The sequence below is a fragment of the Pseudomonas arsenicoxydans genome, assembly GCF_006438915.1.
GTDB lineage: Bacteria > Pseudomonadota > Gammaproteobacteria > Pseudomonadales > Pseudomonadaceae > Aquipseudomonas > Aquipseudomonas arsenicoxydans_A.
The window spans coordinates 201847-228808 of sequence record NZ_RCZE01000006.1 but is presented as its reverse complement, the minus strand read 5'-3'; the positions used below and the strand labels follow the sequence as shown (position 1 = coordinate 228808).

At 59.9% G+C, this 26962-nt stretch carries 22 protein-coding genes; 1 reads left to right on the top strand and 21 read right to left on the bottom strand.

Going from position 1 to position 26962, the window contains the following annotated elements; translation table 11 throughout:
- Positions 1-2 precede the first annotated feature (2 nt).
- From EAH78_RS14705 to hutC, 20 genes are all read right to left on the bottom strand, one after another.
- Positions 3-737 (bottom strand): amino acid ABC transporter ATP-binding protein, encoded by a 735-nt coding sequence (locus tag EAH78_RS14705; protein WP_140668167.1) that lies wholly within the window; start codon positions 735-737, stop codon positions 3-5.
- Positions 730-1689 (bottom strand): amino acid ABC transporter permease, encoded by a 960-nt coding sequence (locus EAH78_RS14700; protein WP_140668166.1) that lies wholly within the window; start codon positions 1687-1689, stop codon positions 730-732. Before EAH78_RS14700 ends, EAH78_RS14705 begins: the two co-directional genes overlap by 8 nt.
- Positions 1690-1843: 154 nt before the next feature.
- Positions 1844-2641: a transporter substrate-binding domain-containing protein gene (locus EAH78_RS14690; protein WP_140668164.1), complete on the bottom strand. Its 798-nt coding sequence runs from the start codon at positions 2639-2641 to the stop codon at positions 1844-1846.
- A gap of 202 nt (positions 2642-2843) precedes the next feature.
- The gene (gene mdoH / locus EAH78_RS14685) at positions 2844-5414 is read right to left on the bottom strand and encodes a glucans biosynthesis glucosyltransferase MdoH (protein ID WP_140668163.1); all 2571 of its coding nucleotides are present in this window, start codon (positions 5412-5414) and stop codon (positions 2844-2846) included.
- Entirely contained in the window at positions 5407-7221 is a 1815-nt protein-coding gene (locus EAH78_RS14680; protein WP_140668325.1) for a glucan biosynthesis protein G, read from the bottom strand. Before EAH78_RS14680 ends, mdoH begins: the two co-directional genes overlap by 8 nt.
- A 321-nt stretch (positions 7222-7542) precedes the next feature.
- The gene (gene dtd, locus EAH78_RS14675) at positions 7543-7980 is read right to left on the bottom strand and encodes a D-aminoacyl-tRNA deacylase (RefSeq protein WP_140668162.1); all 438 of its coding nucleotides are present in this window, start codon (positions 7978-7980) and stop codon (positions 7543-7545) included.
- Positions 7977-8948 (bottom strand): prolyl aminopeptidase, encoded by a 972-nt coding sequence (pip, locus tag EAH78_RS14670; protein ID WP_140668161.1) that lies wholly within the window; start codon positions 8946-8948, stop codon positions 7977-7979. The genes dtd and pip overlap by 4 nt, the downstream gene beginning before the upstream one ends.
- A gap of 105 nt (positions 8949-9053) precedes the next feature.
- Positions 9054-9971 carry an alpha/beta hydrolase gene (locus EAH78_RS14665; protein WP_140668160.1) on the bottom strand — a complete coding sequence of 306 codons (918 nt, stop codon included), beginning with the start codon at positions 9969-9971 and terminating at the stop codon, positions 9054-9056.
- A 200-nt stretch (positions 9972-10171) separates the two neighbouring features.
- On the bottom strand, positions 10172-11119 hold the full coding sequence (locus EAH78_RS14660; RefSeq protein ID WP_140668159.1) for a choline ABC transporter substrate-binding protein: 948 nt from the start codon (positions 11117-11119) through the stop codon (positions 10172-10174).
- Between the two features lie 256 nt (positions 11120-11375).
- Positions 11376-12179 carry an N-formylglutamate deformylase gene (gene hutG / locus EAH78_RS14650; RefSeq protein ID WP_140668157.1) on the bottom strand — a complete coding sequence of 268 codons (804 nt, stop codon included), beginning with the start codon at positions 12177-12179 and terminating at the stop codon, positions 11376-11378.
- Positions 12180-12189: 10 nt separating this feature from the next.
- Positions 12190-13395, bottom strand: coding sequence for an imidazolonepropionase (hutI, locus tag EAH78_RS14645; RefSeq protein ID WP_140668156.1), 1206 nt, complete (start codon positions 13393-13395; stop codon positions 12190-12192).
- 137 nt (positions 13396-13532) lie between these two features.
- Positions 13533-15065: a histidine ammonia-lyase gene (gene hutH / locus EAH78_RS14640; RefSeq protein ID WP_140668155.1), complete on the bottom strand. Its 1533-nt coding sequence runs from the start codon at positions 15063-15065 to the stop codon at positions 13533-13535.
- Positions 15066-15185: 120 nt separating this feature from the next.
- Entirely contained in the window at positions 15186-16709 is a 1524-nt protein-coding gene (locus tag EAH78_RS14635) for an HAL/PAL/TAL family ammonia-lyase (RefSeq protein ID WP_140668154.1), read from the bottom strand.
- 162 nt (positions 16710-16871) lie between these two features.
- Positions 16872-17702 carry a quaternary amine ABC transporter ATP-binding protein gene (locus EAH78_RS14625; protein WP_140668152.1) on the bottom strand — a complete coding sequence of 277 codons (831 nt, stop codon included), beginning with the start codon at positions 17700-17702 and terminating at the stop codon, positions 16872-16874.
- On the bottom strand, positions 17699-18550 hold the full coding sequence (locus tag EAH78_RS14620) for an ABC transporter permease (RefSeq protein WP_140668151.1): 852 nt from the start codon (positions 18548-18550) through the stop codon (positions 17699-17701). The genes EAH78_RS14625 and EAH78_RS14620 overlap by 4 nt, the downstream gene beginning before the upstream one ends.
- Before the next feature lie 70 nt (positions 18551-18620).
- Positions 18621-19589, bottom strand: coding sequence for an ABC transporter substrate-binding protein (locus EAH78_RS14615; protein WP_140668150.1), 969 nt, complete (start codon positions 19587-19589; stop codon positions 18621-18623).
- Between the two features lie 69 nt (positions 19590-19658).
- Positions 19659-21128, bottom strand: coding sequence for a purine-cytosine permease family protein (locus EAH78_RS14610; protein ID WP_140668149.1), 1470 nt, complete (start codon positions 21126-21128; stop codon positions 19659-19661).
- Between the two features lie 148 nt (positions 21129-21276).
- Positions 21277-22959, bottom strand: coding sequence for a urocanate hydratase (hutU, locus tag EAH78_RS14605; protein WP_140668148.1), 1683 nt, complete (start codon positions 22957-22959; stop codon positions 21277-21279).
- Between the two features lie 509 nt (positions 22960-23468).
- Entirely contained in the window at positions 23469-24038 is a 570-nt protein-coding gene (locus EAH78_RS14600) for a HutD/Ves family protein (protein ID WP_140668147.1), read from the bottom strand.
- A 10-nt stretch (positions 24039-24048) separates the two neighbouring features.
- The gene (gene hutC, locus EAH78_RS14595) at positions 24049-24759 is read right to left on the bottom strand and encodes a histidine utilization repressor (protein WP_172825957.1); all 711 of its coding nucleotides are present in this window, start codon (positions 24757-24759) and stop codon (positions 24049-24051) included.
- 146 nt (positions 24760-24905) lie between these two features.
- Here hutC and EAH78_RS14590 point away from each other — a divergent pair, with 146 nt between their 5' ends.
- Positions 24906-26270, top strand: a complete 1365-nt coding sequence (locus EAH78_RS14590; RefSeq protein ID WP_140668146.1) for a formimidoylglutamate deiminase — start codon at positions 24906-24908, stop codon at positions 26268-26270.
- Between the two features lie 120 nt (positions 26271-26390).
- On the opposite strand, the gene EAH78_RS14580 is transcribed toward EAH78_RS14590, so the two are convergent.
- Positions 26391-26960, bottom strand: a complete 570-nt coding sequence (locus tag EAH78_RS14580; protein ID WP_140668145.1) for a lipocalin family protein — start codon at positions 26958-26960, stop codon at positions 26391-26393.
- Between the last annotated feature and the right edge of the window lie 2 nt (positions 26961-26962).

Genomic DNA, 26962 nt, shown 5'->3' with positions numbered 1-26962 from the left:
ATTTAGAGAACCTGACGCAAAAAGGCCTGTGCCCGCGGATCCTTCGGTGCATCAAAGAACTCCGCTGGCGAAGCATCTTCCAGCAATTTGCCGTGATCGAAAAACAGCACTCGATCCGCCACTTCCCGCGCAAAGCCCATTTCGTGAGTCACGCAGACCATGGTCATGCCTTCCACGGCCAGGGTTTTCATCACGTCCAGCACTTCGCCAACCATTTCCGGGTCGAGCGCCGAAGTCGGTTCATCGAACAGCATGACCTTGGGTTCCATGGCCAACGCCCGGGCAATAGCCACGCGCTGTTGCTGGCCGCCGGACAGGCGCGACGGAAACTCGTTGGCCTTCTGCGCAATCCCGACCTTTTCCAGCAACGCCAAGGCCTTGGCCTCGCGCTCCTTCTTGCCGCGCTTGCGCACGACCTTCTGCGCCAGGCAGAGGTTTTCCAGCACGGTCATGTGCGGGAATAGGTTGAAGTGCTGAAACACCATGCCGACTTCGCGGCGGTAGGCGTTGACGTCGGTTTTCGGGTCGGCCAGTTGCAGGCCGTCGATGCTCACCGAACCCGAGTCGAAGGCTTCCAGGCCATTGAGGCAGCGCAGGAAAGTCGACTTGCCGGAACCGGACGGACCGATCACCACCAGCACTTCACCCTTGGCCACTTGCGTGGTGACGTTATCCACCGCGCGCACCACTTGGCCGCGGGTGTCGAAGACTTTTACCAGATCGCGGACTTCAATCACTTTGCGCGAGCCTCCGCTCAAGCCGACTGGCGATTTTCGACAGCGGCAGGTTGATCAACAGGTACAACCCGGCCACACAGAACAGGATTTCGAACGGCGAGAACGAGGTGGTGATGACTTCGCGACCGCTTTTCAGCAGTTCGGTAATCGCGATCACCGAGACTAGCGACGTGTCCTTGACCAGGCTGATGAATTGCCCGGCCAACGGCGGCAATACGCGCTTCAAGGCTTGGGGCATCACCACGTGGCGCATCGACTGGCCGGCGCTGAGGCCCAACGAACGTGCGGCCTCGTTCTGGCCGCGGGCAATGGACTGCACGCCGGAACGGATGATTTCCGCGACGTAGGCGCCGGTGAACAACGACAACGCAGCGATCCCGGCGAATTCCCGGGACAGGTTCATCACGGTGCCGATGAAGAAGTAGAAAATGAAAATCTGCACCAGCAGCGGCGTGCCACGCACCAGTTCGACGTAAATGGTCGAGAGGTCGCGCAGGGTCGGGTTGTTCGACAGCCGGCACAAACCGGTGACGAGACCGATCAACAGACCGAGTACGCCAGACACCACGGACAACCACAACGTGGTCCAAAGCCCCCAAAGCAGTGGACCGGCAGCCCAATGGCGAGTCACGCCGATCACATCGCCTTCGGCCACATCATCGCCTTGGGCGATTTGCAGGCTGTTGTCGTCGACGGTCACGCGTTGCTCATCACCCGCGTCGTTACGCAGGGTGACTTCGGCTTTATCGCCCTTGCGCACCAGTTCGCTGACGGTGGAGATGTCGGCGGCGCGCTGGGATTCTTCGGCGTGGTAGGCGAAGTATTGCGGCACGCGGTTCCAGCGCCATTCGTAGGACATCAGCGAGGTGGCGTAATACAGCGCGCCGGCCAGGCCGATCAGCACCAACACGGTTAATACGTGCCAGGGCCATTGGGATTTTTTTTGTTTCATTGAGTCTGAGGGTTCCGAAATTTTTGTCGCCAGTGAGGCCGCCTTCGCGAGCAAGCCCGCTCCCACATTTGATCGCGTAACCCGCTAGCGACTTGGTCTAATGTGGGAGCGGGCTTGCTCGCGAATGGCGCGACTCGGTCGGTCTGACCGGGCCTTATTCCATGTCTTTCTGCCAAGCGGTGTCTTTGAACCACTTGTCATGGATGCGATCGTAGGTGCCGTCTTCGTGGATCTGGTGCAGGAAGTTGTTGATGAAGTTGATGCTGTCGTAGTCACCCTTCTTCAGACCGAAGGCCAGCGGCTCGTAGGTGAACGGCTTGTCGAGGAACACCAGTTTACCCGCGCCCACCTTGTTCACTGCCACTACGTTGTAAGGCGCGTCGTAGATGAAGGCGTCAGCCTTGCCATTGACCACGTCCAGCACCGCTTCCTGCTCGTTGTCGTAGCCGTGGTACTTGGCTTTGGAGATCAGCTTCCTGGCGACCATCTCGCCGGTGGTGCCAAGCTTGGAGGTGATGCGGTAGTCGGCGGTGTTCAGGTCTTTATAAGACTTGATGGTGCCTTCCAGCTCTTTGCGGATCAGCAGGGTCTGGCCGACGACGATGAACGGTTCGCTGAAGTTCAGGCGCAGGTTGCGTTCCTGCGTCAGGGTCATGCCGCTGCCGATCATGTCGAACTTGTCGGTCATCAGGGCCGGGATGATGCCGTCGTAGCCGGTGGACACCAACTCCAGCTTGACGCCCATGGCTTTGGACATGGCCTTGAGGATGTCGACTTCGAAACCGATGATCTCGCCGCGCTTGTTGGTCATCTCGAACGGCATGTAGGTCGGGTCCATGCCGACTTTCAGCGTGCCGCGCTTGACCGCGTCATCGATGGCACCGGCCTGCGCCGCGCTGACTGCAACCAATGCCGTGACGCCGACCAGCAGCATCGAGAGATACTTCTTCATCATCATGTCCCCAAAACCATTGCGGTGTGAGGCGCGCAAAAGCGGCGGTTCCCCATAGGAAACGCACCCCTACGAACAAAAATTATCCGGGCGCACCAATTCGGGGACGGATCCTAAACTACTCGCCCGTTTGCACAAGGACTTAAGCAGGATTTGTTGGCTGACACTGCGCAAAAAAAACCCGCTTTCGCGGGTTTTTTTATTACGCCAACTGAGGCTGTGCGCTCAGCGGCTTGAGCGGCAGCATGGGCGCGTGGGGATCGGCTTTCACCGATTGACGCCAGGCTTGCAGCCATTCGGGGTGGCCTTCGCTCCAGATCTGCTCATGCAGACGACCCAATGCCACCGGGTCACTCAGCAATTGCACACGCTCATTGTTGTTCAGGCCTTCAGGCCCGACTTTCAGCGCGTGACGAACCCGCTCTACCCGCAGCCACTCGATCGGCTCGGCCTGACCGTGACGCGACGTCGCCAACGAGCACGCCAGGGCGTTCTGCTGCGGGTCGACCACCGACCGGACGAAGCCGTCGTTCAGTGCGTGATAACGGTTTTCGTGGGTGTACTGGTCGGTGGCCAGCAGCGCCTGCGGCGGATTGTATTCCTCAGGGATCAGGAACAGGCTCTCGTCACGGGACTTCAAGCCCAGACCGACACGGCTGGAGATCACCGACACCGGGATCGACAACATCAACGAACCCACGATCGGCACCAGCCACCACAGGAAGCTCGGGTTCAGCCAGATCACCAGCAAGGCCCAGAAGAAGCCCAGCAAGGTTTGCGGTCCGTGACGCTTGACCGCTTCGCTCCAAGGTGTGGAGTCGTCGTCACGTTGCGGCGAGTTCCAGGTCGCGGCCCAGCCGAGGAACGCAGCGAGGACGAAACGGGTGTGGAAAATCATCCGCACCGGCGCCAGCAGCATGGAGAACAGCATCTCCAGCAGCATCGACAGCGTCACCTTGAACTTGCCACCGAACTCTTTCGCGCCCTTGGCCCAGATCAGGATGATGCTCAACAGTTTCGGCAGGAACAACAGCACGACGGTCGTTGAGAACAGCGCGACGGCCTTGTCCGGATGCCATTGCGGCCACAGCGGATACAGCTGTCGCGGCTCCATGAAGTACTGCGGCTCCATCAGCGTGTTGACCGCCAGCAGCGCCGTCGACAGCACAAGGAAGAAGAACCACAACGGCGCCGACAGGTACGACATCACGCCGGTCAGGAACACCGCCCGGTGAACCGGGTGCATGCCTTTGACCAGGAACAGGCGGAAGTTCATCAGGTTACCGTGGCACCAGCGACGGTCACGCTTGAGTTCGTCCAGCAGGTTCGGCGGCAGTTCTTCGTAGCTGCCCGGCAAATCGTAGGCAATCCACACGCCCCAGCCGGCACGGCGCATCAGCGCGGCTTCAACGAAGTCGTGGGACAGAATCGCACCGGCGAATGCGCCTTTACCCGGCAACGGCGCCAGGGCGCAGTGCTCGATAAACGGCTTCATGCGGATGATCGCGTTGTGGCCCCAGTAGTGGGATTCGCCCAACTGCCAGAAGTGCAGACCGGCGGTGAACAACGGACCATACACACGCGTCGCAAACTGCTGCATGCGCGCATACAGGGTGTCCATGCCCGACGCACGCGGCGCGGTCTGGATGATCCCGGCGTCCGGTGTGGCTTCCATCAGGCGCACCAGACTGGTCAGGCATTCGCCGCTCATCACGGAGTCCGCGTCGAGCACGACCATGTACTTGTAGTCGCCGCCCCAGCGACGGCAGAAGTCGTCGAGGTTGCCGCTTTTACGTTTCACGCGACGGCGACGGCGGCGGTAGAAGATCTTGCCGAAGCCACCGGCTTCGCGGCAGACGTCCAGCCAGGCTTGCTGCTCGGCAACGCAAATGTCGGCGTCGTTACTGTCGCTGAGGACGAAAAAGTCGAAGCGATCCAGGTCACCCGTGGCCGCTACCGATTCAAACGTCGCCCGCAGGCCGGCAAACACACGCGGCACATCTTCGTTACAGATCGGCATCACCAGTGCGGTGCGCGCGTCCTTCGGAATCGGCTCGTTTCCGGCACTTTTACCGGAGATGCGATATTTATCGTGCCCGGTGAGCAACTCAAGGAAGCCCATCAGCGCGGTCCAGAAACCGGCCGACACCCAGCAGAACAGAATCCCGAACAGAATCAGGATGCTGGTTTGCAGGGCATACGGCAGCACTTGAGTGGCAGTTTGCAGCAGCGGTTGGTGCAGTACTTCGTTGAGGTCGACGAACGACCAGCCCTGGTACGGCATGATGCCTTTCATGTACCAGCCGGCGACGATGGTCTGACCGAGCATCAATACCAGCAGAATGTAGCGACGGATCGAACCCACGGTGCGCCAGCGAGCCGCCGGCAACACACGTTCATCTTTCGGCGGCGCCGGCGGATTGGTGCGACCGGTCAGACGACGCCAGCCACGCACCAGAATGTTGGTGCGCCACGGCTCCGGCACGACTTTGGTCCGACGGATCGGCGGGGTGGCCTTGAGGCAAACCCGACCACTGGCGTCGACCACCAGCATTTCCGCGTCTTCCAGTTCTTGCGCAGTGTTCAGGGTCAAGCGGCGACCTACCGAGGCTTGGGCAGCCTCGGTCGGAGCGTCGAACGCCTGCGACGACAAACGCTGGTGCAATTCGCTGAAGGACTGGCAGCCCGCGAGTTCCGCGCGCTGCTCGTCGGTCATCGGTAGATGCGCCAGATACTCGGCAAGCGTCTCTGGCTGTACTTGAGAATTACTCATCGGCAGACAACTGATAGCTCCAGGTCTCGGTCAGGACTTCTTCAGTCGGTGCCGATTCCGGTGTGGCTGGGGGCGCGTCGGCAGCCGCTGGCTGCTTGGCGTCTTTATTAGCCTTGTCCTTGGCATCTGCAACCGGCTTGGCGTCGGCCTGCTTGGCCTCTGCCTGCTTGGCTTCCTTGTCGGTTTTTTCCTGTTGCTTGGCGGCAACCTTGTCGGCTTTGGCGACAGACGAATTCGAGGCAGGAATCGACGTCTTGGCCAGGTCTGCCGGCACGATGTTCTGCACCAGTGCCGCACGCATTTCGGTGGCCTTGCCTGCGTCCTTGATCTTCATGCGCAGCGTCAGGCGCCAGCCCTTGGTTTCAGGGTTGTAACGCACGCTGTTCTCGACCAGTTCGGCGTTGTCGCCCACGCTGACCTGGCTGCGAACGTCCGCCTCCGGTGGCAATGCCGCCAGGGACGGGCCTTCGAAGTCCACCAGATAAGCAACGCTGCCGTCCGGCTGACGGATCAGGTTGGACTGTTTAACGTCACCGGTGGAGCGCAGGGTCTGTTTGACCCAGGCACTGTCAGGCGCGTGAATCGCGGATTCGTCCATGGTCCAGTGCATGCGATAGGCAACATCGAGCGGCTGACCAGGCTCTGGCAGTTTTTCCGGGTTCCAGAAAGCCACGATATTATCGTTGGTTTCATCGGCAGTCGGAATCTCGACCAGATCCACGGTACCCTTGCCCCAGTCACCCTTCGGCTCGATCCAGGCACTTGGGCGCTTGTCGTAGCGGTCGTCGAGGTCTTCGTAGTGGCTGAAGTCGCGGCCACGTTGCAGCAGGCCAAAACCACGCGGGTTCTCGACCGAGAAGTTGCTCACCGACAGGTGTTTCGGGTTGTTCAATGGGCGCCAGATCCACTCGCCGTTGCCGGCGTGGATCGCCAGGCCGCTGGAATCGTGCAGCTCACGACGGTAGTTCAGCACTTTCGAAGGCTGGTTGGCGCCGAACAGGTACATGCTGGTCAATGGAGCGATACCCAGTTTGCCGACCTTGTCGCGCAGGAACATCTGCGCCTTGACGTCGACAATGGTGTCGCTGCCCGGACGCAGGGTCAGGCGATAGGCGCCGGTCGCCCGTGGCGAATCCAGCAAGGCGAAAATCACCAGATGCTTGTCACCCGGCTTTGGCTGTTGAATCCAGAACTCGGTGAAACGCGGGAATTCTTCGCCGGATGGCAACGCGGTATCAATCGCCATGCCACGAGCAGACAAACCATAGACGTGGCCCTTGCCGACGACGCGGAAGTAGCTGGCGCCGAGCATGGTCATGATTTCGTCTTGCTTGTCAGCCTTGTTGATCGGGTACAGCACCCGAAAACCGGCATAACCCAGTTGTTCGGTGGCCTTAGGATCGAACTTCACGTCGCCAAAATCGAAACGACTTGGGTCGTATTTGATTTCTTCGACGGAGTTAGCCGTGATTTCGTTGATTTTCACCGGAGTATCGAAATGCATACCCTGGTGATAGAACGACAGCTTGAATGGGGTCTTCTGATCGGCCCATTCGGCTTTTTCGGTCAGGAAGCGAATTTTCTGATAGTCCGCGAATTTCATATCGCGGAATTCGTTCGGCAGGTTACTGCGCGGAGCTTCGTATTTTTGTGCGGCCAGCTCTTTTGCCTTGACCGACACATCCTCCAGATTGAATGCCCAAAGCTGGCCGGCGCTGAATAGGCAGAGCAGTGCAGAGCCCGCTACCAGAGCGCTTCGGAACCGTTTGGCAGTCAATTTTGGTGCATTACAGGGACTAACAATCACGAGCAACCCTCGCCGAAAACAGATCAAAAAACCAACGGCCAGTTGAAGGGATTGCACGGTCAACGGCATGAAAAAACCGACCTTGCAAACCACTCTTGCCAAGTTGGCGAGCATTGTTCCGACTCCGAAGGGGCTAAATGATTCCCCAAACGGTCCAGGACAAGTCTCTACCTAAGTCAAAATGGACCAACGAACGCCGATCCCCGTAGCGCGCGATTATCTAGTAGGCCGCGTTACAACGCATCAGGCGCAACAAAGTATTTCTCGCGAAAAACGCCTGTTTACAGTCGAAAAGCCCTTAAAAAGTTGTTTCAAGCGCTTTCAGGTCTGTAACAGGAAGGTTACCGGGCCATCGTTGACCAGGTGCACCTGCATATCCGCGCCGAATCTACCTGATGCCACAGTGCCATGCACCTGTTTCGCTTTACCTAATAGATAGTCGAAAAGCTCCTCACCCAACGCGGGAGGGGCCGCGGTCGAAAAACTCGGACGCAGCCCGCTTTTGGTGTCGGCGGCCAGGGTGAACTGTGAGACCAGCAGCAACCCGCCACCGACATCCGCCAGGGAAAGATTCATCTTGCCCTCGGCGTCGCTGAATACCCGATAGTTAAGCAGCTTATTCAGAAGTTTGTCGGCGCCGGCCCGAGTATCCCCGGGCTCGACGGCGACCAGCACCAGCAATCCCTGGTCGATCGCCCCCACCACTTCCCCCGCTACCTCGACTCGCGCACCTCGCACGCGTTGTAGCAGCCCTTTCATGCTTCTTCGGGAGGCAGGTCGAGCAAGCGGCGCGCCATCTGACCGGCGGCCCGTACCAGCGCATCGGTGATGCCCGGTTCGGCAGCGGCATGGCCGGCGTCACGGATGATCTGCAATTCACTGTTCGGCCAGTTCTGATGCAACTCCCAGGCATTATCCAGTGGACAAATCACATCGTAACGGCCGTGGATAATTACACCGGGCAAATGGGCAATCTTGCCCATGTCACGGATAAGCTGGTTGGGCTCAAGGAAGGCATTGTTGGTGAAGTAGTGACATTCGATACGTGCAATCGACAATGCTCGCTGAGGTTCAGAGAAGCGATCGACCACCAGCGGGTTCGGACGCAGCGTCGCGGTCCGGCCTTCCCACGTGGACCAGGCCTTGGCCGCATGCATCTGGGCAATCTGGTCGTTGCCGATCAGGCGCTTGTGGAAAGCGCTGAGCAAGTCGCCGCGCTCGTCCAGCGGGATCGGCGCAATGTAGTCCTGCCAGTAATCGGGGAACAGACGGCTGGCGCCCGCCTGGTAGAACCACTCGATCTCCTGCGCACGGCAGAGAAAGATCCCGCGCAGGATCAGGCCGTGGACACGCTCCGGGTGGGTTTGCGCGTAGGCCAGCGCCAGGGTCGAACCCCAGGAGCCGCCAAACAGTACCCATTTGTCGATGCCCAGATGCTGGCGAATTCGCTCAAGGTCGGCGACCAGATCCCAGGTGGTGTTGTTTTCGAGGCTGGCGTGGGGGGTGGAGCGACCGCAACCACGCTGGTCAAAGGTGACGATGCGATACAGGTTGGGATCAAAATACCGACGGCTCTGGGCATCACACCCGGCGCCGGGGCCGCCGTGGATGAACACCACTGGCAAACCTTCCGGTGAACCGCTTTCGTCGACGTAGAGCGTATGGGTGTCATCGACGGCCAGATCGTGCCGGGCGTGGGGTTTGATCTGCGGGTACAAAGTCTGCATTGCGCGCTCCGTAAGGGGTCGAGGTCATCCCTGGGGGGACTTCTATTATTCTGCCGTCCGGCATCATAAACCCGAATTACGTCAATGAGCATGCCCCTTGCAGCGTCAGACTCTGTCAGCCAAAAACCCGAGCAGCGTTTCATAGAGTGCATCGACCTCGGCGGCCTGGCCGCGCGCGCGCAAACAGCCATGAACCAGCCCTTCGCCGTAGTACAACGTGGTGTCCACGCCAGCCGCTTCCAGTAGCTCGGCGTACTGCACGCCGTCATCGCGCAGCGGGTCGAATTGCGCGACAGCAATCAAGGCCGGCGGCAGTCCACCGAAATGCCCGGCGAACAACGGCATGGCATAGGTGCCCGGCTGTCGGCTGCCACGCAAGTACAAGGCGTGATAGCAATCGACATCGCTGCTGCTAAGCAACGGTGCATCGAGGCATTCGCTGCGCGACGGCAGTTGCTGACCGCCGCCCAGGCCCGGATAGATCAGGACTTGCGCAGCGGGCAGTGGTTCGTGGGCATCGCGCAGCGCCAGGCACAATGCCGCGGCCAGATTGCCGCCGGCACTGTCCCCCATCACCAGCGTCCGTTCCGGATCAAGCCGGAACGGCCCGGTACGCAACGCACGCCAGACCTTGAGGCAATCATCGAAACCCGCTGGAAACGGATGCTCCGGCGCCAAACGGTAATCGACTGCAATCACCAACACACCGAGGGTCGAGGCGAGCTCGGCGCAGATGAAGTCATGGGAGTCGAGATCCCCCACCACCCATCCGCCGCCGTGCAGGTACACAATGCACGGGCACGCATCCGTCGATGGCGAGGCGTGTGACTGGTAAGACCTGACGGCCACACCGGCCAAATCGAAATCGACAACATAGAGCCCTTCAGGACGTGGCGGGGTGAACGCCCGGCACATCTCGCTGTAGGCCTGGCGCAAACCGGCGAGGCTGGTGTCAGTGCTGTTGAAGCTGACGGTTTTCTCGACAAACGCCGTCATCTGTTCGGAAAGCGGGTAGGAAGTCATGAGCCAGTGTCAGTCCGTCAGAATTTCGTGAACAGGGCCTTTGTGGCGAGGGGGCTTGCCCCCGCTGGGTTGCGAAGCAACCCCATAGCCATTCAACCCAGTTGCATCAGGCACACCTTGCCAGCCGGATCTACGGCGGCTTCGCCGCCGAACGGGGGCAAGCCCCCTCGCCACAGGGTGCACTCGTCATTACCGGTGGGTCAGTTTTTCAGACTGGCCTGTACGGTTGCGACGCCATCCTTGCCATCAAAACTGCTGACGCCCGCCAACCAGCGCTGCAAGTCTTCCGGGTGATCACGCAACCATTGCCTGGCCACATCCTGCGGCGTCTTGCGCTCCATGATCGGCACCATCAACTGACTTTCCTGGGACGCGGTGAATGTCAGGTTTTCCAGCAGACGATTGACGTTCGGGCAACGCTCGGCGTAATCCGGGGAGGTGACGGTGGAAACAGTCGCCGCGCCTTCGTTCGGCCCATACACGTCTTCACTGCCGGTCAGATACGCAATTTTCATATTGATGTTCATCGGGTGCGGGGTCCACCCGACAAACACCACGAACTCCTTGCGATTCACCGCCCGTTGCACGGCGGCAAGCATGCCCGCCTCACCAGACTCGATCAGTTTGAAATCCTTCAAGCCAAAGTGATTGGTCTCGATCATGGTTTTGATCGTGGTGTTGGCGCCGCTGCCCGGCTCGATGCCGTAGATCTTGCCGCCAAGCTGGTCCTTGAATTTTGCGATATCGGCGAAGGTTTTCAATCCAGCGGCAGCCACGTAATCAGGCACCGCGAGCGTCGCCTGAGCATCGGCCAGGCTCGGTTTGTCCATGACCTTCACCTGATTGGCGGTCACAAACGGCGCGATGTTTTTGTCCATCGCCGGTTTCCAGTAACCGAGGAAGATGTCGAGGCGCTTGTCGCGGATGCCGGCGAAGATGATTTGCTGCACGGCGCTGGTTTGCTTGCTTTCGTAGCCGAGGCCATTGAGCAATACATCGGCCATGCCGCTGGTGGCGATAACGTCGGTCCAGTTGACCACGCCCATGCGCACAACTTTGCAGGAAGCATCGTCGCTGGCCAGGACGCTGGTGCTCAGGAGAGCCGTGCCGCAGAGAATTGAGAGACAGCGGGTGAACAGTCTTTTCATCGGGAGAGTCTCGTGCGGCAGATTATTGTGAGGGCCGGTGTCTTCGTGCACCGTGCTCAGCACATTACGCAGCAGCGAGTGGGTAAAAGCGAACTGTGGCGACCGAGATTTGCACGGTGGCGACAGAATCGAAGAGCAATCGAGACGAATGAAAACCTGTGGCGAGGGGGCTTGCCCCCGTTGGGCCGCGGAGCGGACCCAAAAAAATCTACGACCGCTTCGCGCTCGAACGGGGGCAAGCCCCCTCGCCACAGGGTTAGGCTGCGTAGCGTTTATTGCCCCAAGTGAGCAGTCCTTGCAGCAATTCCTTGAGCACCATTTGTGTCGGCTCGGCCAAATCCGGGCGATAGCGGAATGGCTCGAACTCTTCCATGTACGTGCACTGGCCTAGTTCGAGCTGCACGGCGTGGATGTTTTCAGTCGGGTTGCCGTAATGACGGGTGATATGGCCGCCCTTGAAGCGCCCGTTCAGCACATGGCTGTAATCGGTGTGCCTGGCGCAAATCGCTTCCAGCTGAGTAGCCAACTGCGGATCGCAACTGGCGCCATTGAAGGTGCCGAGGTTGAAGTCCGGCAGTTTGCCGTCGAACAGGTGCGGGATGATCGAGCGGATCGAATGCGCGTCGAACAACAGCGCATAACCGAATTCGGCTTTCAGTCGCGCCAGTTCGTTCTGCAAGGTCGTGTGATACGGCGTCCAGATCTGCTCCAGATAGGTCGCGCGTTCTTCTTTCGAAGGCTCCAGCCCTTCGCGGAACAATGGAATGCCATCGAACAGCGTCGCCGGGTACAGACCGGTGGTCGCGCCGACATACAAAGGCTTGTCGTCGGATGGCCGGTTCAGGTCAATCACGAATCGCGAATACTCGGCCGCCAATGTGCTCGCGCCCAGTTCGGCAGCGAAATCGTAAAGCTGCGGAATGTGCCAATCGGTGTCCGGCAGGCTGCGGGCGTCGGGGATCAACCCGGCTTCGACCGCCGGGGTCAGGCGAAGGCCGGCATGGGGCATACTGATCAGCAGCGGTACGCGGCCTTGTTTGAAGTTCAGAACCTTATCCACTACTGCTCTCCTAAACGCTTGTCTCGACGCCGTGACGCACGACGCGTTTTTCCAGGTCACCGCCCAGCCAGTACGACAGGTCAGCCGGACGATCGATTTGCCAAGCGACAAAATCCGCGACCTTGCCGACTTCCAGCGAACCGTGGGTGTCGGCCATGCCCAGTGCGGTGGCGGCATGAATCGTTGCACCGGCCAGGGCTTCTTCCGGGGTCATGCGGAAACAGGTGCACGCCATATTCAGCATCAATCGCAACGACAGCGCCGGCGAGGTGCCAGGATTGAGGTCGCTGGCGATGGCGATTTTCACCCCGTGCTTGCGCAGGGCATCCATCGGCGGCAACTGGGTTTCCCGCAAGAAGTAGAACGCGCCCGGCAGCAGCACCGCGACGGTGCCGGACTTGGCCATGGCGATGGCGTCGTCTTCGGTCATGAACTCCAGGTGATCCGCCGACAGTGCGTGATAACGCGCCGCCAGGCTGGATCCGTTCAGTGAAGACAATTGTTCGGCGTGCAGCTTCACTGGCAAACCGAGTTCCTGTGCGGTGATGAACACACGCTCGACCTGCGCCGGCGAGAACGCCAGGTATTCGCAGAAGGCGTCCACGGCATCTACCAGCCCTTCGGCGGCCAAGGCGGGAAGCATGTCGGCGCAGATGTGATCGATGTAGTCGTCGGCGCGATCGGCGTATTCCGGCGGCAAGGCGTGGGCGGCCAGGCAGGTGCTGCGCACGCTGACCGGCAGTTCGGCGCCGAGGCGACGGATCACGCGCAGGATCTTGCGTTCGCTGGCCAGGTCGAGACCGTAGCCGGATTTCATTTCGACCGTGGTCACACCATCGCGCATCAGGCTTTTCAAACGCTTGGCGGCGCTGATGAACAGTTCATCTTCGGTCGCTGCGCGGGTGGCGCGCACGGTGCTGGCGATGCCGCCACCGGCCGCGGCGATTTCCGCGTAGCTGACGCCTTGCAGACGCTGTTCGAATTCACCGCTGCGGTTACCGCCAAACACCGTGTGGGTGTGGCAGTCGATCAGGCCCGGCGTAACCCAGGCCCCTTTCAAATCGTTGACGGCCGGGTATTCACCCGCCGGCAGTTCAGTGCGTGGGCCAATCCACTCAATGTGCGCACCGGACGTCACGATGGCCGCATCCTCGATGATCGAGTAGACGCCTTGCGCCATGGTTGCGACGTGGCAGTGTTGCCAGAGAGTTTTCATCCCGAATTCCTCGTCTTGTTCAAATGATCGTTCCCACGCTCTGCGTGGGAATGCCTCTGGGGACGCTCCGCGTCCAGTGACGCGGAGTATCACGGGCTGCATTCCCACGCGGAGCGTGGGAACGATCGATTGGGGGGTTACAGGCTCGGCAGCAATTTCACCGACAGCAGTTCATTCAGGCAGCGCGTCGCCAACAACTCGGTCGCTGCATTGATGTCCGGTGCAAAGAAACGGTCCTTCTCATAGAACGGCACTTCTTTGCGCAGGATGGCGCGGGCCTTTTCCAGTTTTGCCGAGGTCTTCAGGCCGTTGCGCAAATCCAGGCCCTGAACCGCCGCCAGCCACTCCACCGCCAGCACACCGCGGGTGTTTTCGGCCATTTCCCACAGACGCTTGCCCGCCGCCGGAGCCATGGACACGTGGTCTTCCTGGTTCGCCGAGGTCGGCAGGCTGTCCACCGAATGCGGATGCGCCAAGGCCTTGTTCTCGCTGGCCAGTGCCGCTGCGGTCACCTGAGCGATCATGAAACCGGAGTTCACGCCGCCATTGGCCACCAGGAATGGCGGCAGTTGCGACATGTGCTTGTCCATCATCAGCGAGATGCGGCGTTCGCTCAGGGAGCCGATTTCCGCGATGGCCAGGGCCATGTTGTCGGAGGCCATGGCCACCGGTTCGGCATGGAAGTTACCGCCGGAAATCACGTCGCCTTCAGCGGCGAACACCAGCGGGTTATCGGACACGGCGTTGGCTTCGACGGCCAACACTTCGGCAGCCTGACGGAACTGGGTCAGGCAGGCGCCCATGACTTGTGGCTGGCAGCGCAGGGAGTACGGGTCCTGGACCTTTTCGCAGTTTTCGTGCGAGTCGGACACTTCACTGCGTTCGCCCAGCAGATCGCGGTAAGCGGCGGCGGCATCGATCTGGCCTTTTTGACCGCGAGCGGCGTGGATACGTGCGTCGAATGGCGAGCGCGAGCCCAATACCGCTTCAACGGTCAGCGCACCCAGCGCAACAGCGCCAGCGAACAGGTCTTCACCTTCGAACAAACCGCGCAATGCATAAGCAGTCGACACCTGAGTGCCGTTGAGCAGCGCCAGGCCTTCTTTCGCGGCCAGGGTCAGCGGAGTCAGACCGGCGATTTTCAGCGCTTCGGTCGCCTCCATCCATTCGCCCTTGTAGCGCGCTTTGCCTTCGCCCAGCAGCACCAGCGACATATGGGCCAGAGGCGCCAAATCGCCGGAAGCACCGACCGAACCTTTCAATGGAATGTGCGGGTAAACCTCGGCGTTGATCAGGGCGATCAGCGCGTCGATGACCACGCGACGAATCCCGGAGAAACCACGGCTCAGGCTGTTGACCTTGAGCACCATGACCAGGCGCACCAGCGCATCGCTGATCGGCTCGCCGACACCGGCGGCGTGGGACAGCACCAGCGAGCGCTGCAGGTTTTCCAAGTCTTCGCTGGCGATGCGGGTCGAGGCCAGCAGGCCGAAACCGGTGTTGATGCCGTAGGCAGTATGGTTCTCGGCGAGGATCTGTTCCACGCAGGCAACGCTGGCTTCGATCTGGGCCGAGGCGCTGCTGTCGAGGGTCAGTTTCACCGGCTGCTGATAGATATCACGCAGCTGGGCGAGGCTCAGTTGGCCGGGAATCAAATTTAGCGCAGTCATTTTTATGCTCCTTTTGAGAGTTTTTTAAATTAACTACCAGACGCTCCGGAGATATCCGTTGTCCGTCGCTTCCCTCGTTTTGAGAGGGCTGGCGCCTTGGCACGCTGGTGTTATGTGAGATCAGTTCAGATTCGGTAAAGCTTTGTGCAGCAAAATCGGGTCTTTCAAAACGCCCGCAGCAGCGGCGATGTCCGGTGCCAGCCAGCGATCCTGATCGTAGGCCGGTACGCGTTCACGCAGCAGACGCCACGCCGTATCGGTGCCAGCGCCGAAGCGTTGTTCTTTGAGAAATTCAAACGCCTGCGCCGCCAGCAGGTACTCGATGGCGAGGATCTGCGTGCAGTTTTCCAACGCGCGGAGCAGCTTAAGCGCGGCGTTGGTGCCCATGCTCAGGTGATCTTCCTGCAGGCCCGAAGTCACGTAGTTGTCGAGCACCGCCGGTTGCGCCAATTGGCGGTTTTCCGCACACAGCGATGCGGCGACGTATTGCACGATCATCATCCCGGAATTCACCCCGGGATTGGCCACCAGAAATGCTGGCAGACCGCTGACGTGGGGGTTGATCAAACGGTCCAGGCGACGCTCGGCGATGGAGCCGATTTCGGCCATGGCAATCGCCAGCAAGTCCGCCGCCAACGCGACCGATTGGCCGTGCGGGTTGGCCTGGGACATGACGCGAAAATTGTCCGGCGTCCCCAGCAGCAGCGGGTTATCGGTGCAGCCGTTGAGTTCGGTTTCGATCTGTCTGGTCGCGTGCGCCAGCTGATCGCGCGCGGCGCCGTGTACCTGCGGGATCGAGCGGATGCTCAGCGCATCCTGGGTGCGAATGCCCTTGCTCTGGGCGATCACTTCACTGCCATCGAGCAGCGCTCGCAGGTTGATACCGACTTGCTGCATGCCCGGGTGCGGCTTGAGCGCGATGATCTCGGCGTCGAACGCATCGAGCTGACCGCGCTGGGCTTCGAAACTCATGGCGCCGATCACGTCGGCCCACTGCAGCAGATGCGTGGCATCGGCAATCGCCAGGCAACTGAGCCCGCTCATGCACGGTGTGCCGTTGACCAGGCACAAACCGTCCTTGGCACCGAGCTTGACCTGTTGCAGGCCTTCTTCGGCCAAGGCTTGTTGCGCGGAAACGACTTGCCCGCGATAGCTGACATTGCCGACACCCAGCAGTGCAATGCCGATGTGCGCCATATGGGTCAGGTAGCCGACGGACCCCTGGGACGGCACTTGCGGGGTGATACCACGGTTGAGCAGCGCCAGCAGGGCTTCAACCACCTGGCGGTGCAGGCCGGATTTGCCGTGACTAAAGTTGACGACGGCGGCGCACATGATGGCGCGAGTCTGTTCGTTGGTCAGCGGTGCACCGACGCCACAGGCGTGGCTGAGCAGGGTGTTGCGCGACAACTGGCTGAGTTGTTCATCTTGCAGGGAGACGTTGCACAACGCGCCCAGCCCGGTGTTGATGCCGTAGGCACGCTCGCCGCTGGTGACGATGCGCTGGACGATGCCCTGGGCGTTTTCAATACGTGCCCAGACCGGCGCCGACAGCTCAAGCTGCGCGCCATGACGGGCGACGGCGACCACATCCTGCCAACGTACCTGCGCTTCGGTGATAACGATTTTTTCAGCCTGGGACATCTGGAGCCTCTACCAATTCTGTTGATCAATGAAACCCTGTGGCGAGGGGGCTTGCCCCCGTTGGGTTGCGGAGCAGCCCCCAAAAAAAAGCGACCGCTGCGCGCTCGAACGGGGGCAAGCCCCCTCGCCACAATGGATTTCACCACTTGCCACTTATCAGCTTTAAACCACCGCAGCCCGACGCTGCACGAACCGGTCGACATACTCATCTGCCGGCGAATGCAGGATCTCGCGCGGGGTGCCGACCTGAATCAGGCGGCCGTCCTTGAGGATCGCAATGCGGTTGCCGATGCGCACGGCCTCGTCCAGGTCGTGGGTGATGAAGACGATGGTCTTGTGCAGGGTCTTTTGCAGTTCCAGCAACTGGTCCTGCATCTCGGCGCGAATCAACGGGTCGAGGGCACTGAACGCTTCGTCCATCAGGATGATGTCGGTGTCTGCCGCCAAGGCGCGGGCCAGGCCCACACGCTGACGCATGCCGCCCGAGAGCTGATGCGGGTATTTGTTTTCATAGCCCTTGAGGCCCACAGTGTTGATCCAGTGCAGCGCACGCTCAGAGCACATCTGCTTGCTCTCGCCGCGCACTTTCAGGCCGTAGGCGACGTTATCCACTACGGTCTTGTGCGGCAGCAGGCCGAAGCTCTGGAACACCATGCTGATCTTGTGCCGGCGAAATTCGCGCAGGGCATCCATGTCGTATTGCAGGATGTCCACGCCGTCCACCAGGATCGCGCCGCTGGTCGGGTCAATCAGGCGGTTGAAGTGGCGCACCAGGGTCGATTTACCCGAACCGGACAGGCCCATGATCACGAAGATCTCGCCGGTGCCGATGCTCAGGGACAGATCGTTCACACCGACCACGCAGCCGGTTTCGGACAGCACCTGGTCTTTGGTCTTGCCCTGGCCAATCATCGCCAGTGCATCCTTGGAACGGTTGCCGAAAATCTTGAAGACGTTTTTGACTTCGATCTTGCTTACGGTCGCGTTGTTCATTTGTTCACCTCATGCCGTGCCCGACCGTACGCCTGAGTAATGCGGTCGATCACCACAGCCAGAATCACGATCGCCAGACCGGCTTCCAGGCCACGTCCGACGTTGAGGGTCTGAATCCCCACCAGTACGTCTTCGCCCAAGCCACGGGCACCAATCATCGAGGCAATCACGACCATCGACAGCGCCATCATGGTGGTCTGGTTGATCCCGGCCATGATGCTCGGCAAGGCCAGGGGCAGTTGCACGCCAAACAGTTGCTGCCAGCGGTTCGCACCGAAGGCGTTGATTGCTTCCATCACTTCACCGTCAACCTGGCGAATGCCCAGATCGGTCAAGCGAATCAGTGGTGGTGCGGCGTAGATCACAGTGGCGAAAATCGCCGGGACCTTGCCCAGGCCGAACAGCATCAGCACCGGGATCAGGTACACGAAACTCGGCATGGTCTGCATGATGTCCAGCAGCGGCATCAAGATCGAACGCAGGCGATTGCTGCGCGCCGAGAGAATGCCCAGCGGAATACCGATCAGTACCGAAATGATCGTCGCGACCATCATCAGCGCCAGGGTTTGCATCAGCTTGTCCCAGAGGCCGACCGCACCCACCAGAAACAACAAGCCGACAATCACGGCTGTGGTCACGACTTTGCGCGTGGCGTGCCAGGCAATGCCCGCGACGATGGCGAGCATCAACCACCAGGGCGCAGCACGCAGCAGGCCTTCAAGGTTGACGATGGCCCACAGCAGCGTGTCAGAGATCTGCCGGAACACGTCGCCGTAGTTGGTGACCAGCGAATCGACCCAACCGTTGACCCAGTCGGCGATGGAAAAGGTAAAGCTTTCGGGAAACATAAGAGACTCTCAATCAAGGGGTTGCGATCAAGCGTCCGACTGCCGCTACCGGCAGTCGGAGAGGCTCAACCTACAAGGCCGCGTCGATTTTCTTGGCTGCGTCTTCGCTCACCCACGCGTGCCAGACTTCAGGATGTTCCTTCAAGAAGATCTTCGCCAGTTTTGGCGACTCGATCCGCTCTTTGGTCATACGCCCAAGGTTCTGGTTGAGGATGTCGATTGGCAGATTGACCTTTTCCAGCACGGCCACCAGTTCTGGGGCTTCGTCGTGGAAGGTCTTGGACAGGCCGACCTTGATGGTCACGCTTTTATCCACGCCTGGTTTCTCTTCCAGCTTGACCAGATCAACCTGGCCCATCAGCGGGGTTGGCGACCAGTAGTAGAACAGGATCGGCTCGCCACGCTTGTAGCTCGACAGCACGGCCGCATCCAGCGCCGGGCCGGTGCCTGGGCGGAAGTTGGTGTAGCTGCTTTCCAAGCCGTAGCTCTTGAGCATTTCGCTGTTGTCGAGTTCACAGGTCCAGCCGGCCGGGCAGTTGTAGAAACGGCCCTTGGATGGTTCTTCCTGATCCTTGAACACGGCGGAGTACTTGGCCAGGTCGGCGATGTTTTTCAGGTCCGGGGCTTTGGGTTCCAGCTTGCGTTTGGCATCGCCTTCGATCACATAGCGCGGCACGTACCAGCCTTCGATCGCGCCCACCACAGGTGCGCCGACACCGACGACTTTGCCGGCCTTCTCAGCCTTGTTCCAGACTTCGCTGCGGCCGACCCACTCTTCGGCAAACACTTGAATGTCGTTGCTGCTCAGGGCGTTTTCCATGGTGATGGAGTTGCCCGGCAGGCTGTCGGTCTTGCAGTCGTAGCCTTTCTCCAACACGACTTGCAGCACGTCGGTCAGCAGCATGGCGCTTTCCCAGTTCAGGCCGGCGAATTTCACCGGTTTGCCCGACTCGCACCAACCGGCTGCCTGGGTGGCGCCGGCACTGGCCAGCAGGCCCATGGAAAGCAATGTGGTCAGCAGGGTCTTGTTCGATTTCATTGTTGTGACGCTCCTAATCATGAATTGGCTTACGGCAGTCAAGAGGCATCCAGCCCTGTCCACGTCCAATCAGGCCTGCGTAGCAACGCGACCGGTCCCGCTTGTTTTAGGTTGTACAACGCCGTCCTGCTCGACCGGCAGAATCAGTTGATCAGGCACGGAGCCGTGCCATTTTTTCGCACACACGTAATACAGGGCTGCGGGAATCACCAGACCGATGATCCAGGAAATATCCACATCACCCAGGGCCGCCACCAGCGGACCGGTATAGAACTTGGTGGAGATGAACGGCAACTGCACCAGCACACCGAAGACATAGACGCTGATACCGAGGGCGTTCCAACGACCGTAGCGACCGTTCGGATCGGCCAGTGCCGGCACGTCATAGCGCTCGCGGGTGATGCAGTAGTAGTCCACCAGGTTGATCGCGCTCCATGGCGTGAAGAACGCCAGCAGGAACAGGATGAAGGACTTGAACGCACCGAGGAACGAGTGCTGACCGAGCAACGCCATGAGGGTCGCCGCACCGACGATGACCAGCACGAAGACCAGGCGCTGCAAGCGCGATACTTTCAGGTCACCACGGAAACCGCTGATGATGGTCGCAATGCACATGAAGCTGCCGTAGGAGTTCAGCGTGGAGATGGTGACCTTGCCAAACGCGATGCTGAAATACAGCAGCGCAGCGGTGGCACCGGTACCGCCCAGACCTACGATGTAGGCGACTTCGTGGCCGGCGAATTGGCCGTTGGCCGAGGCGGCAGCGAACACGCCGAGGACCATCGCTACCTGCGCACCAATGACCGAACCTGCGCCTGCGGCAAAAAAAGTTTTCACCGAGGAAACCTTGCTCGGCAGGTAGCGAGAGTAGTCAGCCACGTAAGGGCCGAAGGCGATCTGCCAGGACGCCGCGAGCGATACCGCGAGCAGGAAACTGCTCCAGCTGAAGTGGCGGATTTGCAACAGTGCGCCCACATCAACCTGGCTCATCAGACGGCTGAACAGATAAACAAAGGCAATCACGCCAATGACACTGGCCACACGGCCGATCCAATGGATCACCCGATAACCGAGCACCGTGACCAGCACGATGACGCTGGCGAAAATCAGGATGCCGACGCTGTCGCTGACACCAAACAACTGGCCCAGCGCCTGCCCGGATAACACGGTTCCCGTTGCGGTGAAGCCGAGGTACATCAAGCAGACCAAAACGATAGGGATGGCCGCGCCATATACGCCGAACTGCACACGACTGGAGATCATCTGCGGCAGACCCAGCTTGGGCCCTTGCGCCGCGTGCAACGCCATGACGCCGCCGCCGAGCAGTTGACCGATCAACAGACCGATCAACGACCAGAACACGTCACCGCCCAGCACCACGGCCAGGGCCCCGGTGACAATCGCGGTGATTTGCAGGTTGGCACCCATCCACAGGGTGAACTGGCTAAATAGACGACCGTGTCTTTCCGCTTCCGGGATGTAGTCGATCGAGCGCTTCTCGATCAACGGTTTGTTGCTTGCACGATCGTTGACAGCCATGGTTCAACCTCTGTGGATTGTTATTGGAATTCACTGTGGAACTGCTCTATGTGGGAGCGGGCTTGCTCGCGAAGAGGCCAGCACATCCAACATCAATGCCGACTGGTCTACCGCTTTCGCGAGCAAGCCCGCTCCCACAAGTACTGCGTTATTTGCCGGTAATCATCGGCAGGTTCAGCCCTTGTTCCTTGGCGCAGTCGATCGCGATCTGGTAACCGGCATCGGCGTGACGCATGACACCGGTCGCCGGGTCGTTGTGCAGCACGCGAGCAATACGCTCGGCCGCTTCGTCCGTACCGTCGCAGACAATCACCATGCCCGAGTGCTGGGAGAAGCCCATGCCGACGCCGCCGCCGTGGTGCAGGGAAACCCAGGTCGCGCCGCTCGCCGTGTTCAGCAGAGCGTTGAGCAGTGGCCAGTCGGACACAGCGTCGGAACCGTCCTGCATCGATTCGGTTTCGCGGTTCGGGCTGGCGACCGAACCGGAGTCCAGGTGGTCACGACCGATCACGATGGGCGCGGACAATTCACCGCTGCGCACCATTTCGTTGAACGCCAGACCGAGCTTGGCTCGCAGGCCCAGGCCAACCCAGCAGATACGCGCCGGCAGACCCTGGAAGCTGATGCGCTCGCGCGCCATATCCAGCCAGTTGTGCAGGTGGGCATCGTCCGGGATCAGTTCTTTTACTTTGGCGTCGGTCTTGTAGATGTCTTCCGCGTTGCCGGACAGTGCAGCCCAACGGAACGGACCGATACCGCGGCAGAACAGCGGACGGATGTAAGCCGGTACGAAACCTGGGAAGTCGAATGCGTTTTCCACGCCTTCTTCCTGAGCCATCTGACGGATGTTGTTGCCATAGTCGAAGGTCGGGATGCCCATTTTCTGGAAATCCAGCATCGCTTTAACGTGAACGGCCATCGATTGCTTGGCGGCTTTCACCACAGCCGCTGGCTCGGTCTTGGCGCGAGCGCGGTACTCTTCCCAGGTCCAGCCGGCCGGCAGGTAACCGTTGAGCGGGTCGTGGGCGCTGGTCTGGTCGGTGACCATGTCCGGGCGTACACCACGACGAACCAGTTCTGGCAGGATTTCAGCGGCATTACCCAGCAGTGCGATGGAAATCGCCTTGCCTTCTTTGGTGTATTTGGCGATGCGCGCCAGTGCGTCGTCGAGGTCGGTGGCTTGTTCGTCGACGTAGCGGCTGTTCAAACGGAAATCGATGCTCACTTGCTGGCATTCGATGTTCAGCGAGCAAGCACCCGCCAGGGTCGCGGCCAGAGGCTGGGCGCCGCCCATGCCGCCGAGGCCGGCGGTCAGGACCCAACGACCTTTCAGGTCATCGTTGTAATGTTGGCGACCGGCTTCGACGAAGGTTTCGTAGGTGCCCTGGACGATGCCCTGGCTGCCGATGTAGATCCAGCTGCCGGCGGTCATCTGGCCGTACATGGCCAGGCCTTTGGCATCGAGTTCGTTGAAGTGTTCCCAGCTCGCCCAGTGTGGCACCAGGTTGGAGTTGGCGATCAGCACGCGCGGTGCGTTGGTGTGGGTCTTGAACACGCCGACCGGCTTCCCGGATTGCACCAGCAGGGTCTCGTCGTCGTTCAGGTTGGTCAGGCTTTCGACGATCTTGTCGTAGCACTCCCAGTTACGTGCCGCACGACCGATACCACCGTAAACCACCAGTTCTTTAGGATTCTCGGCGACTTCAGGGTCGAGGTTGTTCATCAACATGCGCAGCGGCGCTTCGGTCAGCCAGCTCTTGGCGGTCAGCTTGTTACCGCGTGCGGCACGGATTTCAACATCACGGTACTTCGTAGGTTTATTGTCAGTCACGAAAAAGACTCCTCAGCGATCAATTCAAACCAGCCCTGGCAGTGGGCAAGCCAGCCTGTGCGCAGTGTTGCGCCACAAGCGAATCAGTGGACGCTGCGGAGAGTCTCGATCGACTCATACGCATACGTCTTTACTTGTACATACAAGCATATGCAATCAAGCGGCCAACTTGTTGGATGGGTGTTCAAGAAAAGTTTTGGATGGGCTGGAAAGCCTGTGGATCAAGGGTTTTGACGTAGATGAAATTTTTCGAGGAGATTTTTGCGGAAGGGTGACGACTGTTACTTGAGCGAGGTTTTGCGCCACGCTGGGGCGTTCGGTAACAGGATGGTGCGCAGAGGGAAACAGGATGTGTGAATGATTTTGTGGCGAGGGAGCTTGCTCCCGCTGGGCTGCGGAGCAGACCCAAAACCCGGGAGCATGCGTTGTATCAGTTGTATCAGTTGGATCAGGGATTCTTGATTGACGACTGCTGCGCAGCCGAGCGGGAGCAAGCTCCCTCGCCACAGTTAATTGCGTGAGGTCAGTTCAATCACGCAGCATGGGCCATTAACGGAAACTTCCAGCAGCCCGGTGTTACCGTCCAGTTGCAGGCAATCATGACGACCCAGTTGCGAAACGCTGTTACCGGCATTCACTTCCAACGCGTCGGCGATGCTGAACACCAGCACCGTGCCCGCCGAACTGAAAAACCGCTGCTCACCCGTCAACCACTGCAACCGCGCGCTGTAACGCTGCGGCGCATAAATCAGGTTGAAGTCACGGATCGGCCCGCCGAGCAATGTGCATGACACTTCGCTCTCACCACTGAAGGCAAACGGGCGCAGCGGTAACAGTGGAAGCGTGTCCAGGCCATCGACCCGCAAGGTCATGCCGTCACCTTGCAGCACGGTGATGACCCGCTCGTAACCGGTGAACGTCGAGAAACCACCCGACTCGCCGATGTCGGCAATCGACAGGCGCCAGCCGAAACCCTCAAGGCCAACGCCGGCATCGCGGGTGATTTCTTCAGTGCTGCCGCCGCCGTTCTTCCATGGCATGCGTGGGTAATCTTTGGCGCGTAAAACCTTGGATTTCATTTATGGCTCTCTATTTATGAAACCGACCTTCCAGACGATGACGGGAACCGGGGTGGATCAAACGGGCGGCGGTCACCGGCTGACGGCCGGACCAGGTGCGGCGACGAATCAGCAGGCACGGCTCGCCCTTTTCAATCTGCAGCAATTTGCACTCGGACGCCTCGGCCAGAATCGCCTCGACCACGTGCTCGCCTTCGGTCAGCGGCGCGACCTGGTTTAGATACGCGTAAGGCGTTTGCAGGGTGAAATCCTGCTTGAGGTACTCCGGGGCGACCAGCGCGTTGACGAAACGGTCTTCGATTTGCACCGGGATATCGTTTTCGAAATGCACGATCAGCGAATGGAAAACCTTCTGCCCTTCGCGCATATCCAGTGCAAGGGCACGCTCGGAACCGGCAGCCTCTTCTTCGAGGGTGATGACCTTGCAGGTATGGCGATGGCCACGGGAGGCGATCTCGTCGGCGATGTTGTGCACTTCAAACAGTGCGGACTGGCTTTTCGGCTCGGCGACGAACGTACCCACGCCTTGCATGCGCACCAACAGACCATCAGCGGTCATCTCGCGCAACGCGCGGTTGATGGTCATGCGGCTGAAACCGAGTTGGCTGACCAGTTCGCTTTCCGACGGAACGCGGTAGTGCGGCGGCCAGTTTCCACTGTCGATTTGCTGGGTAATCATCTGTTTGACGCGGGCGTACAAGGGCGCCGGACTGTCGCCCATGTTCGCGGCCAACGGTGACACTTGGGGCGGAGTCGGCACGGTTAATCCTTGTTCGTTGAAGAGAGGTTGCTAGCTTGCCGGAGTTTACCGAGCAGGCAAACGTCTGTATATGTATATACAAATAACACACGATGGGGTGCTGAACCATGTCCGCCTTCTTTGCCGAACGCGCGCTGCTGCCTAGTGGATGGGCCAACAATGTACGTCTTGAGGTCAACGCCGAGGGCGTTTTGACCCATCTCCAGGCCGATTCCAATGCAGATGGCGCCGAACGGCTAAGCGGTCCGCTGCTGCCGGGAATGCCGAATCTACACTCCCACGCCTTCCAGCGAGCCATGGCCGGGCTGGCGGAAGTGGCGGGTAATCCGAATGACAGTTTCTGGACCTGGCGCGATTTGATGTATCGCCTCGTCGGAAAAATCAGCCCGGATCAACTCGGCGTGATCGCCCGTCAGCTGTACATCGAAATGCTCAAGGCCGGTTACACCTCGGTCGCAGAGTTTCATTACGTGCACCACGACACCAATGGCCAGCCTTATGCAGACCCGGCCGAACTGGCGCTGCGCATCAGCCAGGCGGCGAGTTCCGCCGGTATCGGCCTGACCCTGCTGCCGGTGCTCTACAGCCACTCCGGTTTCGGTGGCCAGACGCCTAACGAAGGCCAGCGCCGCTTTATCAACAGCACCGAAAACTACCTGAAACTTCAGGCGCGCTTGCAGCCGATCCTGGCGCAGCAGCCGGCACAGTCGCTGGGTTTGTGCTTCCACTCGTTGCGCGCTGTCACGCCGCAGCAGATCAGCGAAGTGCTGGCCGCCAGCGACAAGCAATGCCCGGTGCACATTCACATTGCCGAACAGCAGAAGGAAGTCGACGACTGCCTGACCTGGAGCGGTCGTCGTCCGCTGCAATGGCTGTACGAAAACACCGAGGTCGATCAGCGATGGTGTCTGGTTCACGCCACTCACGCCAACGCGGAAGAAGTCACGCTGATGGCCAAGAGTCGCGCCATTGCCGGCTTGTGCCTGACCACCGAAGCCAACCTTGGCGACGGAATTTTCCCGGCGGTGGATTTCCTCGCTCAGGGCGGACGCATGGGCATCGGCTCCGACAGCCATGTGTCGTTGAGCGTGGTGGAAGAATTGCGCTGGCTGGAATACGGCCAGCGTCTGCGCGATCAGCGGCGTAATCGTTTGTATGGCGCGGAGCAGCCGATGGTCGGTCGCACACTGTACGACGCAGCACTGGATGGCGGTGCTCAGGCGTTGGGTCAGCCGATTGGCGCATTGGAAGTCGGTAAGCGTGCGGATTGGCTGGTGCTGGACGGCAACGATCCGTACCTGGCGACGGCCAGTGGCGACGGGATTCTCAATCGTTGGTTGTTTGCCGGTGGTGATCGTCAGGTGCGCGATGTGCTGGTGAATGGCCAGTGGGTCGTGCGTGACGGGCATCATGCCGGGGAAGAAGAAAGCAATCGCGCGTTCACCCAGGTCCTGCGCGATCTCCTGGGCTAACCCCAAACAAAATGTGGGAGCGGGCTTGCTCGCGAAGGCGGACAGTCAGTCAACATCTCTGTTGAATGTGACGGCCTCTTCGCGAGCAAGCCCGCTCCCACATTGGTTTTGTGCAAACAGTCAGTTCGAGGTCTTGGCCATCTGCGTATCCGTCGCACGCCAGATCAGCCGCGTGGTGTCGTAACCCTGCTGACGGGCCTTGCTCAGCAATTCCTCTCGCACTACGCCATTGACCGTCGGGGTCCGTGACAGCAGCCACAAGTACTTGCGACTCGGGTCGCCGACAATGGCAGTCTTGTAATCATCACTGACGTACAACACCCAATATTCGCCCTTCGCCGTTCCGGGTAGCAGACGAGAAAACCAGGTATCGAACTCGACCCACAGTTTGTCGAATTTACCCGACACCTGTGGATAAGCCGTGCCCTTAACCTCTTCCCACTGCCACTGCGGCGTCAGGCAGCGGTTCAACACCGCCATGTTGCCGTCAGGCTTCAGACTGTAATGGGCTTCGGACTGAGCGCAGTCGCGCTGGAAATACATCGGCAGGCGAGCCAACTCAAACCAGGTTCCCTGGTAGCGCTTGAGGTTGACGCTGTTGACGGTTTTTGGCGCCAACGAATCGTGGCCAGAAGTGGCGCAGCCAGCCAATACCAAGCCGGCAAAAAGTACGAGTAAGAACCGCTTCATTG

Excerpts from the sequence above, each read along its gene's own strand:
- EAH78_RS14700 (WP_140668166.1), bottom strand. The coding sequence starts at position 1,689 with ATGAAACAAAAAAAATCCCAATGGCCCTGGCACGTATTAACCGTGTTG.
- EAH78_RS14690 (WP_140668164.1), bottom strand. The coding sequence starts at position 2,641 with ATGAAGAAGTATCTCTCGATGCTGCTGGTCGGCGTCACGGCATTGGTT.
- mdoH (WP_140668163.1), bottom strand. The coding sequence starts at position 5,414 with ATGAGTAATTCTCAAGTACAGCCAGAGACGCTTGCCGAGTATCTGGCG.
- dtd (WP_140668162.1), bottom strand. The coding sequence starts at position 7,980 with ATGAAAGGGCTGCTACAACGCGTGCGAGGTGCGCGAGTCGAGGTAGCG.
- pip (WP_140668161.1), bottom strand. The coding sequence starts at position 8,948 with ATGCAGACTTTGTACCCGCAGATCAAACCCCACGCCCGGCACGATCTG.
- EAH78_RS14665 (WP_140668160.1), bottom strand. The coding sequence starts at position 9,971 with ATGACTTCCTACCCGCTTTCCGAACAGATGACGGCGTTTGTCGAGAAA.
- EAH78_RS14660 (WP_140668159.1), bottom strand. The coding sequence starts at position 11,119 with ATGAAAAGACTGTTCACCCGCTGTCTCTCAATTCTCTGCGGCACGGCT.
- hutI (WP_140668156.1), bottom strand. The coding sequence starts at position 13,395 with ATGAAAACTCTCTGGCAACACTGCCACGTCGCAACCATGGCGCAAGGC.
- hutH (WP_140668155.1), bottom strand. The coding sequence starts at position 15,065 with ATGACTGCGCTAAATTTGATTCCCGGCCAACTGAGCCTCGCCCAGCTG.
- EAH78_RS14635 (WP_140668154.1), bottom strand. The coding sequence starts at position 16,709 with ATGTCCCAGGCTGAAAAAATCGTTATCACCGAAGCGCAGGTACGTTGG.
- EAH78_RS14625 (WP_140668152.1), bottom strand. The coding sequence starts at position 17,702 with ATGAACAACGCGACCGTAAGCAAGATCGAAGTCAAAAACGTCTTCAAG.
- EAH78_RS14620 (WP_140668151.1), bottom strand. The coding sequence starts at position 18,550 with ATGTTTCCCGAAAGCTTTACCTTTTCCATCGCCGACTGGGTCAACGGT.
- EAH78_RS14615 (WP_140668150.1), bottom strand. The coding sequence starts at position 19,589 with ATGAAATCGAACAAGACCCTGCTGACCACATTGCTTTCCATGGGCCTG.
- EAH78_RS14610 (WP_140668149.1), bottom strand. The coding sequence starts at position 21,128 with ATGGCTGTCAACGATCGTGCAAGCAACAAACCGTTGATCGAGAAGCGC.
- EAH78_RS14600 (WP_140668147.1), bottom strand. The coding sequence starts at position 24,038 with ATGAAATCCAAGGTTTTACGCGCCAAAGATTACCCACGCATGCCATGG.
- hutC (WP_172825957.1), bottom strand. The coding sequence starts at position 24,759 with ATGGGCGACAGTCCGGCGCCCTTGTACGCCCGCGTCAAACAGATGATT.
- EAH78_RS14590 (WP_140668146.1), top strand. The coding sequence starts at position 24,906 with ATGTCCGCCTTCTTTGCCGAACGCGCGCTGCTGCCTAGTGGATGGGCC.
- EAH78_RS14580 (WP_140668145.1), bottom strand. The coding sequence starts at position 26,960 with ATGAAGCGGTTCTTACTCGTACTTTTTGCCGGCTTGGTATTGGCTGGC.